5 protein-coding genes and 3 rRNA genes are annotated in these 12,233 nt (G+C 61.2%); 2 read left to right on the plus strand and 6 right to left on the minus strand.

Going from position 1 to position 12,233, the window contains the following annotated elements:
• Positions 1–75: 75 nt before the first annotated feature.
• The 3 genes from rrf to CRD59_RS02290 form a co-directional block, all read right to left on the minus strand.
• Positions 76–192, minus strand: a 5S ribosomal RNA gene (rrf, locus tag CRD59_RS02280).
• A gap of 204 nt (positions 193–396) precedes the next feature.
• A 23S ribosomal RNA gene (locus CRD59_RS02285) occupies positions 397–3,463 on the minus strand.
• A 433-nt stretch (positions 3,464–3,896) separates the two neighbouring features.
• A 16S ribosomal RNA gene (locus CRD59_RS02290) occupies positions 3,897–5,425 on the minus strand.
• Together the 16S, 23S and 5S rRNA genes form the textbook arrangement of a ribosomal RNA operon.
• 476 nt (positions 5,426–5,901) lie before the next feature.
• On the opposite strand from CRD59_RS02290, the gene CRD59_RS02295 reads away from it, so the two are divergent.
• A complete protein-coding gene (locus CRD59_RS02295; RefSeq protein ID WP_113852994.1) occupies positions 5,902–6,693 on the plus strand; it encodes an SIR2 family NAD-dependent protein deacylase in 792 nt (263 codons plus the stop codon).
• A gap of 184 nt (positions 6,694–6,877) precedes the next feature.
• Here CRD59_RS02295 and otsB read toward each other — a convergent pair whose 3' ends face one another.
• Positions 6,878–9,316 carry a trehalose-phosphatase gene (otsB, locus tag CRD59_RS02300; RefSeq protein ID WP_161522258.1) on the minus strand — a complete coding sequence of 813 codons (2,439 nt, stop codon included), beginning with the start codon at positions 9,314–9,316 and terminating at the stop codon, positions 6,878–6,880.
• A 183-nt stretch (positions 9,317–9,499) separates the two neighbouring features.
• Positions 9,500–10,468, minus strand: coding sequence for a ketopantoate reductase family protein (locus tag CRD59_RS02305; protein WP_113852996.1), 969 nt, complete (start codon positions 10,466–10,468; stop codon positions 9,500–9,502).
• A 301-nt stretch (positions 10,469–10,769) separates the two neighbouring features.
• Between CRD59_RS02305 and CRD59_RS02310 the strand changes: the two genes are divergently transcribed.
• Entirely contained in the window at positions 10,770–11,597 is an 828-nt protein-coding gene (locus CRD59_RS02310) for a sulfite exporter TauE/SafE family protein (protein ID WP_236632673.1), read from the plus strand.
• Positions 11,598–11,642: 45 nt separating this feature from the next.
• On the opposite strand, the gene CRD59_RS02315 is transcribed toward CRD59_RS02310, so the two are convergent.
• On the minus strand, positions 11,643–12,068 hold the full coding sequence (locus tag CRD59_RS02315; RefSeq protein ID WP_236632682.1) for a nucleoside deaminase: 426 nt from the start codon (positions 12,066–12,068) through the stop codon (positions 11,643–11,645).
• Positions 12,069–12,233 lie beyond the last annotated feature (165 nt).

Raw genomic sequence — 12,233 nt, forward strand, 5'->3', positions numbered from 1 at the left:
TCTCTGTGTTTGTGGTGGTGGTATGCGGGCGGGCCCGGGGAGCGTTCGCTCTCCGGGCCCGTCCTTACGTGTGATTTGCGGTGGTGTGCTACTCTCCCACACCCTCCCGGGTGCAGTACCATCGCCGTGCTGGGTCTTAGCTTCCGGGTTCGGAATGGGACCGGGCGTCTCCCCCAGGCTATGGCCGCCGCAAAAAGACTTAACCTGTATTCACTTATCCCCCGCGGACGGGCCGCGGGATCCATGGTGCTGGTCAGGGGACCGGCTAGCGGACGCGTGGGGCATGATGTTCCTTGATGATCGGATGCGTGTGAAGGACCGTGACCGCGTGCGCGGCCGTCCCTTGAACGGTAGGCTCCACGCCACCCCGGCCCAACCCTCGGGTTGGTGCGGTGTGTAGTGTCGCCATCGGCCGTTAGTACCGGTCGGCTCCGCCCCTTGCGGGGTGTCCGCGTCCGGCCTATCAACCACGTGTTCCACATGGGGCCTCTCGCGCCCCGGAGGGCGCATGGAATCCTTATCTTGGAGGGGGCTTCCCGCTTAGATGCTTTCAGCGGTTATCCCATCCGAACGTAGCCAACCGGCCGTGCCGCTGGCGCGACAACCGGCATACCAGAGGTTCGTCCACCCAGGTCCTCTCGTACTATGGGCAGGTCTCCTCAAGATTCCAACGAGCGCAGAGGATAGAGACCAAACTGTCTCACGACGTTCTGAACCCAGCTCGCGTGCCGCTTTAATCGGCGAACGGCCGAACCCTTGGGACCTGCTCCAGCCCCAGGATGCGACGAGCCGACATCGAGGTGCCAAACCATCCCGTCGATATGGACTCTTGGGAATGATCAGCCTGTTATCCCCGGGGTACCTTTTATCCGTTGAGCGATGCCGCGTCCGTACGCCGGCACCGGATCACTATCTCCGACTTTCGTCCCTGCTCGAGCCGTCGCTCTCGCAGTCAAGCCCCCTTGTGCGATTGCACTCGAAACCCGATTGCCAACCGGGCTGAGGGGACCGTTGAGCGCCTCCGTTACTCTTTGGGAGGCAACCGCCCCAGTTAAACTACCCGCCAGGCACTGTCCCTGACCAGGATCACTGGCCGAGGTTAGAAGCCAGACAGCAACAGAGCGGTATTTCAATTTCCGGCTCCACACGGGCTGGCGCCCATGCTTCGAAGCCTCCCGCCTATCCTACACAGTCGCTGCCTAACACCAATACCAAGGTATAGTAAAGGTCCCGGGGTCTTTTCGTCCTTCTGCGCTTAACGAGCATCTTTACTCGTACTGCAATTTCGCCGAGCTCCTGGTCGAGACAGTGGGGAAGTCGTTACGCCATTCGTGCAGGTCGGAACTTACCCGACAAGGAATTTCGCTACCTTAGGATGGTTATAGTTACCACCGCCGTTTACCGGGGCTTGAATTCACCGCTTCACCACCGAAATGGATGACGGATCCTCTTAACCTTCCGGCACCGGGCAGGCGTCAGTGCATATACAGCGGCTTACGCCTTCGCATGCACCTGTGTTTTTGGTAAACAGTCGCTACCCCCTGGCCTGTGCCACCCACAACCGCTCCGGGGGCAAGCCCCTTCACCGCCATGGGTCTCCCTTATGCCGAAGGCACGGGAGCAATTTGCCGAGTTCCTTGACCAGGATTCGCTCGATCGCTTTGGTATGCTCTACCTGACCACCTGTGTCGGTTTGGGGTACGGGCGGTGCGAGAACTCACGCCGAAGGTTTTCTCGGCGACGGGAACCACCGGATTCGGGGCACAAGACCCCCCATCATCACGCCTCACGCTCATGCCAGACGGATTTGCCTGCCTGGCGCGCCGCACGCTTGACCACGGACTACCACCGCCGCGGCCCGGCTCTCCCATCGCGTCACTCCTGCGCTGCCCTCCCCGCATCCACCATGAACCACCCGCCCCTCCGCCGCCCGAAAGCGGCCTCGGGGCCGGTGAAAGACACGGCCTCAACGGTTCGAGCCTGACGCGCTCGCATCGGTACGGGACTATCGACCCGTTCATCCATTCGACTACGCCTGTCGGCCTCGCCTTAGGACCCGACTCACCCAGGGACGACGAACGTTGCCCTGGAACCCTTGGTCATCCAGCGGACGGGATTGTCACCCGCCTTTCGCTACTCATGTCTGCATTCTCACTTCCGCACGGTCCACGACACGGTCACCCGGCCGCTTCACCCCATGCGGAACGCTCTCCTACCCAACAGCCGAACGGCTGCTGCCGCGTCTTCGGTGGCGTGCTTGAGCCCCGCTACATTGTCGGCGCGGAGCCACTAGACCAGTGAGCTGTTACGCACTCTTTCAAGGATGGCTGCTTCTGAGCCAACCTCCTGGCTGTCTATGCGACTCCACATCCTTTCCCACTTAGCACACACTTAGGGACCTTAGACGACGGTCTGGGCTGTCTCCCTTTCGACGACGGAGCTTATCCCCCGCCGACTCACTGCCGCGATACACCTGACCGGTATTCGGAGTTCGGCTGCCCTCGGTACCCCACAAGGGCCCTCAGGCATCCGGTAGCTCTACCCCCGGCAGACACACAACGCGACGCTGCACCGAAATGCATTTCGGAGAGAACCAGCTATCACGGAATTTGATTGGCCTTTCACCCCTAACCCCAAGTCATCCCCTCAGTTTTCAACCTAAGTGGGTTCGGTCCTCCACGCGGCCTTACCCGCGCTTCAACCTGCTCAGGGCTAGATCATCCCGCTTCGGGTCCAGGGCACGCGACTCAAACGCCTTTTCAGACTCGCTTTCGCTACGGCTGCCCCACACGGGTTAGCCTCGCCACGCACCACTGACTCGCAGACTCATTTTTCGATAGGCACGCCGTCACCCCGAAAGGCTCCGACGGTTTGTAAGCGCACGGTTTCAGAAACTGTTTCACTCCCCTCCCGGGGTGCTTTTCACCTTTCCCTCACGGTACTCGTTCGCTATCGGTCAGACAGGTATATTCAGGCTTACACCACGGTCGGTGCGGATTCACACGGGATTCCACGAGTCCCGCGCTACTCGGGAGCGTCCACCGGCGGACCATGCGCGTTCGGCTACGGGGCCATCACCCTCTACGGCCAGGCATTCAATCCTGCTCGCCTCACACACGGTTTTATCACCACCGCCGGGCGCGTCGGCACCCGGACGGAACGTCCCACAACACCCATACCGCAACCCCCGACGGGTATCACACGGCACGGGTTTAGCCATCATCCGCTTTCGCTCGCCACTACTCACGGAATATCTCCTCCTGCAGGTACTGAGATGTTTCACTTCCCTGCGTACCCCCCGCACGAATGCGGTGCCACCCCATGACGGGTGGCGGGTTGCCCCATTCGGAAATCCTCGGATCAAAGCCCTGTCGGCGGCTCCCCGAGGCCTATCGCGGCCCCACACGTCCTTCATCGGTACTGTCTGCCAAGGCATCCACCATACGCCCTTACCAGCGACACGAACCACCCCGGGACGAACCCGGGACGACCGCGCCGGCATGGCGCCATAGCCTACCAGACGACCACACAACACAATCACAATCACAACAAAACACATCAAACGATCAACCAGACCCATTCACAGGGCCCGGCGAACATCATGCAGCAACCACGAACCCCGAAAGGCCCATGATCGCTCGCGTCCACTATCCAGTTCTCAAACCACCACCGCACCAACCGCGCCCGGCACACCCCACCACAGGGGGACCGGCGCCATGGACGGCACCCAGGCGCCGCGAACAGCGGCCCGGGAACCCAACAGCATGCCTGCACCACAACAGTCAGATGATCGCTTCCGCACCAGTGGAAACGGCCCACGCACCAGCACCACACGGCACCGGCCACAGGCCACGACCCCAGACCCGAACGGGGAGGGGATTTCATAATCTCCGTAGAAAGGAGGTGATCCAGCCGCACCTTCCGGTACGGCTACCTTGTTACGACTTAGTCCCAATCACGGGTCCCACCTTAGACGGCTCCCCCCAGCTAGGCTGGTTGGGCCACCGGCTTCGGGCGCTACCCACTTTCATGACTTGACGGGCGGTGTGTACAAGGCCCGGGAACGCATTCACCGCGGCGTTGCTGATCCGCGATTACTAGCGACTCCGCCTTCACGGAGCCGGGTTGCAGGCTCCGATCCGAACTGAGACCGGTTTTCAGGGATCCGCTCCATGTCGCCATGTCGCATCCCGCTGTACCGGCCATTGTAGCATGCGTGAAGCCCTGGACGTAAGGGGCATGATGATCTGACGTCATCCCCACCTTCCTCCGGGTTAACCCCGGCGGTCCCTCGTGAGTTCCCGGCATGACCCGCTGGCAACACGAGGCGAGGGTTGCGCTCGTTGCGGGACTTAACCCAACATCTCACGACACGAGCTGACGACGACCATGCACCACCTGTGAACCCGCCCCGAAGGGAAGCCGCGTCTCCGCGGCCGTCGGGAACATGTCAAGCCCAGGTAAGGTTCTTCGCGTTGCATCGAATTAATCCGCATGCTCCGCCGCTTGTGCGGGCCCCCGTCAATTTCTTTGAGTTTTAGCCTTGCGGCCGTACTCCCCAGGCGGGATGCTTAACGCGTTAGCTCCGACACGGAACCCGCGGAACGGGCCCCACATCCAGCATCCACCGTTTACGGCGTGGACTACCAGGGTATCTAATCCTGTTCGCTCCCCACGCTTTCGCTCCTCAGCGTCAGTGACGGCCCAGAGACCTGCCTTCGCCATCGGTGTTCTTCCCGATATCTACACATTCCACCGTTACACCGGGAATTCCAGTCTCCCCTGCCGCACTCCAGCCTGCCCGTACCCGGCGCCGATCCACCGTTAAGCAGTGGACTTTCACACCGGACGCGACAAGCCGCCTACGAGCCCTTTACGCCCAATAAATCCGGATAACGCTTGCGCCCTACGTATTACCGCGGCTGCTGGCACGTAGTTAGCCGGCGCTTATTCAACAGGTACACTCACCCGAAGGCTTGCCCCCTGCTAAAAGCGGTTTACAACCCGAAGGCCGTCATCCCGCACGCGGCGTCGCTGCATCAGGCTTGCGCCCATTGTGCAATATTCCCCACTGCTGCCTCCCGTAGGAGTCTGGGCCGTATCTCAGTCCCAATGTGGCCGGTCACCCTCTCAGGCCGGCTACCCGTCGAAGCCTTGGTGGGCCGTTACCCCACCAACAAGCTGATAGGACGCGACCCCATCCCATGCCGATAAATCTTTCCCACACCACCATGCGATGATGCGGAACATCCGGCATTACCACCCGTTTCCAGGAGCTATTCCGGAGCATGGGGCAGGTCGGTCACGCATTACTCACCCGTTCGCCACTCTCACCAAACAGCAAGCTGCTTGGATCCCGTTCGACTTGCATGTGTTAAGCACGCCGCCAGCGTTCATCCTGAGCCAGAATCGAACCCTCCACAAAAAACCGTGAAAAGGCCAATCAAAGCCCTTACAAAACTGACAAAAAACGAGCCAACCACCAAACCCCCGAAAGGATCCCATGGCAGGCCCACACAAAAAACCCGACACCAATCAAGCACTCCCGTGCACCCAACGCACAACGCGCCGGGCAGGCATCAGACTGACAATCAAAAAACTATATAAGCAGTACAAACACACTATTGAGTTCTCAAACCACAGTTGCATTGACCAACCGAAACGTCCTATACTGAGGAGGAATTCAGCGTGCCAAGCGGCAAGAGATAAACTTACCCATAGAAGCGCGGAAAAGCAAGCTGCGCCCTTTTTTGGTTTACAAAATCCGCTATTTGAAGCCGATTACTCGGCGTGTCTCATCCGGCCTCAGACAGCGCCTTCCTCAGGAGCCGAGGATTCTATACTCGGCGACATTCAAGAGATTCGGCCCACATGACGACCGAACAATGCTAAGACGGGAATATGAACACAGATACTGATAGAACAGCCAAAAAGATAGCGGTCCTGACTGGCGCCGGCATCTCAACATCGGCGGGCATACCCGACTTCCGCGGTCCGGACGGCGTCTGGACCAAACACCCCGATCAGATGCAGGTCTATGACCTGGATGCCTTTCTCACTGACAAGCGAGCCCGAGAACGCTCCTGGCGCTGGCAGAAGGAATCGCCAGTATGGAAGGCCAAACCCGGTGTAGCCCACCTGGCTCTGGCCAGACTGGAACAGGCCGGGCTATTGAGTCTGCTCGCCACGCAGAACTTCGACGCCCTGCATGAGAAGGCAGGCAATTCACCAGACCTGATCGTCAACCTTCACGGGACCATCGGCACATCCCACTGCATGAAATGCGGGGCCGGCTACGATACAGCCGTGATCATGGAACGGCTGGATCAGGAGAGCGACCCCCACTGCAAGCGCGCGCTGCCTTACGAAGGAAACATGCCCTGCGGGGGAATCATCAAGACCGATGTGGTCTACTTCGGGGAGGCGCTACCGGACGGCGCCATGGAGAAAAGCCTGGACCTGGCAACCAAGGCGGACGAACTATGGGTAATCGGTTCCACGCTGGAAGTGTTTCCCGCCGCATCAATCGTTCCCGCCGCCGCCCAAGCCGGGGTCCCGGTGACAATCATGAATATGGGACACACCCAGTACGATGGACTGGCGCAGCGGCTGATCCACGAACCCATCCAGGAGGCACTGCCCCGGCTGGTGGACGAAACGATAACCCAGGCCGCAGGAGGCAGCGGGAGCTGAAACCCGCGCAACCAGGTGGGAGAGGCCGGCACGGGTGAACTGATTGCCCACGGAAACAACTGCAGTCGCTACAACAGAGTGAACGGTTGGCAGCTCAAGGTCTTGGACAGCCAGGCATCACATGCGTAGCTTCCGGCAATCCGGAATGCCCATGACTTTGACCATCCACCGGGTCCCGACGCAATCAGGACTCACCCTGGGCGAACCCCCCGGGTACACCGGCTGTACGGGTACGGGGTTCAGCGCCTACCGCGGTGCCCGCCGCCAGGTCGCGCAACAGCAATTGGACGGCCGTTGGCCCCAGCACACGGGCGCGCGCCTTCGTTGCACCGGTGCCGATCTTCAAGGACCAGGCCGAATCGGGCATGACAGCGAACATGGTTTCATCGGTGGCGTCATCGCCCAAGGAGAGCATGAAGTCATAGTGCCCCCCTGTGATCCAGGGCAGGACCGCCTGCCCCTTGCTGGTGGCGACCGGGCAGACCTCAAGGACCTTGGAGTTACGCATGACCATCAGCCCCTTGCCGGCCACCGCCTCCTGCAGCCGTGAGGACAGGGCGTCGCGCTCCGGCTCGGCAAGCCTGGCGTCACTCATCCGGTAATGCCAGGCCAGGGCATCGGCCTTGACCTCGACGAAGGACTTGGGCACCCGCTGGACCGACTCCTCCATGATCGGTTTGACCAATGGCTGCCAGGACTCGGCCTCCGGCAGCCCCGGAGCCCGCTTCCAGATTCCTGCATCCGGGCCGTTGACTGATTTGCTCCAGGCACCATGTTCAGCGATCAGGCCGATTGGCAGGTCGGAGAACCACTGTTCCATGGTCTCGTGGCTACGACCCGAGACCAGGTAGAAGTCCACGCCCGCCTGCGAACCCACCTGTCTGAGCATCTGTCGGATGGCCTTAGTGGGTTTGGCTCGGTCCGGATTGCGCACCAGCGGCGTCAGGGTGCCGTCATAGTCGCACAGGATAAGGCGATTGCTGGCTTTTTGCCACTCGTCCACCATCTGGTTGCGCGTATCCATACGTAGGCGTCGGTCCGTCATGCCAGGTGTGCTGACCTGGCGGAGGGTGTCAAGGAAACTCATGCACCAGTTCGAAGCGGTACGCACCTTCAGACGGGCCTGCATGCGGATGTTTCGTGATCGGGCGACCTCCGGGCTGATCTCCAAGGCATCATGGAGCGCCTCGCAAACCATATCGATGTCGTAGGGATTGACGATGAAGGCATCGGTCAGCTCGTCAGCGGCCCCGCACATGTCGGACAAGACCAAGGAACCCTCGCGGCCATCATGACAGGCCAAGTACTCCTTGGCCACCAGATTCATCCCATCCCGCAACGGGGTGACCAAAGCCACATCCCCGGCCGCATATATGCCGCAGACCGGTTTGATCGACAAGGAACGAGTGATGTAGTGAATCGGGGTCCACGCGAGCAGGGAGTAGCGGCCATTGATCTGACCCACCAACTCGTCCACCTGAGCCTTGAGCCTACGGTAGGACTCGACATCCTCGCGCGAGGGGGTCGCCAGCAGATAATAAGTCACATGACCGGTCCACTCCGGGTACTTCTGCAACATCCTGCCAAACGCCTTGAGACGTTCGGGCAATCCCTTGGTATAGTCCAGCCGGTCCACCGATACGATGACCTTGTTCTGCTTCTGCCCAATCGAGGACGCCGCCGACTGCGCTAACGTCAGCTCCGGGAGCTCCTCAAGCCTATGCCGGCTCCACCAGGCACCATCCCTCTTGCCGGCCTCTGTGGCCGCATCACCCTCGGCCGCAACGGACGAACGGTAACGATGACCGGTGCTCTTGCCGGCCGACTCCTCGATACCCCGTCGCATGGCCCGGGCCAAGGAAGAACGCGCCGTGCGCGCATACAAGTTGTAGTCGATACCGATCGGGAAGGCATCCACAGCGGCCCGATGGCCGTCAGGCATCCGGACCATACCATCCCTGTCGACCGCCAGCTCCGGCAGCAGACGGTGGACCGAAGCCAGGAAACTCATGACGAAATCAGTGGTGTGGAAGCCGACCAGATCTGCGCCCAACACCCCTTCAAGAATCTCCCTGCACCAGGGCAGGGACCGGAAAATCTCGGCCGACGGGAAGGGCACGTGCAGGAACCAGCCGATTGACGCCTGCGGGTAGCGTTCGCGAAGCATCTTGGGCAGGAGCATCAGGTGGTAGTCCTGGATCCAGATAGTGTCGCCCTTGAGGACCAGGGGCTCGATCACCTGGGCGAACCGCATGTTCACCTTCCGGTAGGTCTCCCACTCGCCCGGGTTGAACTGGGCCTCATGAGAGAAATCATGGAAAAGCGGCCATAGCGTGTTGTTCGAGAAGCCCGCATAATAGCCGTTGATCTCATCCTGGCTCAGGAAGATGGGAATGCAGCGATTCGCCTTGTAGGCCTGACGGATTCGGTCCAGCTCCTCATCCGAGTACTGGTCTGGGTCCACACCGGACCAACCAATCCACAGACAGTCACGATGCGCCTTATGGTAAGGCGCGATGGCTGTCGCTAGTCCCCCGATGTTCTGCCGTAATGAGTATGAGCCATCCTCCGACGATTCCAAGGAGACGGGCAACCGGTTCGAGACGATGATGAGACGTGACACAAGACCCCTATCCCGCCGGCGGTTCATGCGCCTATCGCAGGTCCATGGCCCGTCAGCATTTAGCGCAGGGCGCGGCCCCGTTTACGCAGATGGGCGAGCGTCCCCCTCTGGTTCGATTCTACCGCCGCAGGGAACGTTCGCCCACAGAGACCGGGAACAGCGCCCGGTCAGGCCCCAAGCCCCTCAGTGCCTGGCATCTTCCTGATGGATCTTGAAGGCAAGCTCGGCCAGGTGGACGCCCTCGACCAGGAACTCGTGGGTACGGCAGACATAGTCATGCTCACGCCCCAGGCGGGCGATATACCCGTTGATGTAGTCGACCTCGGTGGGGCGGCCGGCAGTCAGATCCTGGTACATGGAAGGGTAGTGCAGAGGGTTGGTCTCACGACTGGAGATCTCTATCGCCTTCACCTCCGCTTGCCGTGAGCGGGTCATCTGGTATCCGGCGCGCTCGCAGGCGTCATAGGCCTCGTCAATCAGTTGCCCAGCCATTTTCAGCGCACCAGGGTATGAGATGAACTGGCCCATCCGGATCTGGTACATGGTGCAGATCGTATTCGCCACCGAATTGAAGATGATCTTGGCCAGGCAGGTGCCGTGGAAATTCTGGGTGACGGTCGGGTTGAAACCGGCCTTTTCGAAGTCGGCCGCGAGCGCTTTCTCCACATCCGTGATCTCTTCGGTCATGGCGCACATCTCCATCGAGCCGGCTCCGGCCTTGCCCATGAAATCAACGTCGCCCGGACCATTCAGGACCGTGGCCACCAGTGCGGTCCCCCCGTAGATGTGATCCTCGGGGAAATACTGGTTGATTTTCTCGAAATGACCCCAACCGTTCATGGCGGAGAACACCACCTGATGGTCCTTGAACAGGTGGGCGCAGCGCTTGAGCATCTCCTCCAGCTGCATCTGCTTCATGAAGACCATCCAGACATCGGGGTCGCCCTCGTACTCCTCCGGCGTGTAAATATCAATCGGGACCAGGTGACGATCCGCATGGTCACGCGAGACATAGACGCCCCCGTTCGCGCGCACGGCGTCGATGTTGGGCTGCCAGGTGTCAATGTACTCGACCTGAGCCCCCGTCTTTTCCTGCAGCAGAACGCCGTACCGATACCCCATTGCGCCAGCGCCGATCATCGTATACTTCATCGTTCTGCCCCTTTCATTGGACTCCAGGCCGCCTAGGCGAGACCCGCCGGCGGGCGCGCCGCATATGATTCGCTGCGCTGGAAGACCCGACGGTTATATGGCAGTATGCCGGAAGCTTGACCCGTCCTGCGGTCTATGTCCAGATGATGGACACATTTTCAGCCGGTCTTGGACCCTGCCATATCCAATGCCCGGACAAGGTCCAGCGGACACTTACCATGAAACCGTGAACGACGAACCACGGCAAGACGATCGGAAGACTGCCGAAAGGCGGCCAGGGGGGACACCAACCCCGAGGGCCATGAACCGACGCGGCCTGTCGATCCTTGGGTTTGAGACCCTGGACTGGCGCACGGTCGGCCTTCTGGCGCTGGTGGGGGTGATGGCCGGGGTCTTGTCCGGCTTGTTCGGCGTGGGCGGCGGATCCATCATCGTACCCGCCCTCGTCTGGGCGGGTCTGAGCCAAAAGGAGGCTTCCGCCACCTCCCTGGCTTCGATGATCCTGATGTCCGTCTCCGGTGTCGCATCCTACGCGGCAGCGGGTAACGTGGACTGGCTGGCGGCGTTGATGCTGACCCTGGGAACGGTGGCAGGAACACAAGTGGGGACCTGGCTGCTGGACAAACTGCCGGAAGCGGCCCTGCGCTGGCTGTACGTGATCTTCCTATGCTCGGTCATCGCCGAACAACTCATGCGAGTGCCTGAACGCAATTCCAGGATCGTACCTGGGCTGGGATCCAGTCTGACAGCGATAGGCGTCGGGATCCTGATCGGCTTGCTTTCGGGTCTGCTGGGTGTGGGCGGAGGCGGGGTGGCGGTGCCGGCGCTGACCATGATGGGCGCCAGCGACCTTGTCGCCCGGGGCACCTCCCTGCTGGCCATCTTCCCCAGCTCCGTATCTGGGACCGCAGCCAATATGCGCCGGGGACTGGTCCACCTGCGCAACGGCCTGCTGGTCGGTTTCTCCGCAGCGGTCAGCACGCCGCTAGGCAGCCTGGCGGCACGATCGGTCTCCGCCCGCGCCGGAACCTATCTGTTCGTCCTGTATCTGATGATTGTTGTAGCACGGAGCATCTATGCGGCGGCCAAGGTCACCCCTGGCTTGCATACAGCGCACCGGCCACACTGAGGGGGGGGGGGTCTGCCGACGAGCAATGCGGCCCGCTTCAGCCCCTCAGCCTCTGCGCTTGGCGAAGAAACCGCTCAACACAGCGGCGCAGCGCTCCTCCTCAATGCCCCCGACCACCTCGGGGCTGGCGCCTATGTGGGGGTCACGGGGCAGGTCCCAGACCGAACCGCAGGCCCCCAACTTGGGGTCCCAGGCCCCAAAGACGATACGACCGACATGGCTTGCCAACGCCGCTCCTGCACACATGGGACAGGGCTCCAAAGTGACGACCAAAGTGCAGGCCTCCAGATTCCAGGACCCCGCGGCACGCAGGGCCTCGACCTCCGCGTGGGCCAGGGCGTCACCACGGGCCTGACGGCGGTTGCGGCCACGCGATACAGGCGTGTGGCCGTGCGGACCCAGAATCACCGCACCCACCGGCACGTCACCCGCTTTACCAGCCAGGGCCGCTTCGGCCAAGGCCTGGTCCATGGCCTGCCGCCACCTCTGGCCCCTATCCGAATCATTCACGCCACCAGTTTGACACATGCTGCGCTCAGGGGCCAGGCGCATGTCAATAACAGACCCGCAAGGAAACGGACATACGAAAAGGGCGCCGCCACAAAATGGCGGCGCCCTTGAGAGAGGAACCCTTAC

Source organism: Bifidobacterium xylocopae (assembly GCF_003315615.1).
GTDB lineage: Bacteria > Actinomycetota > Actinomycetes > Actinomycetales > Bifidobacteriaceae > Bombiscardovia > Bombiscardovia xylocopae.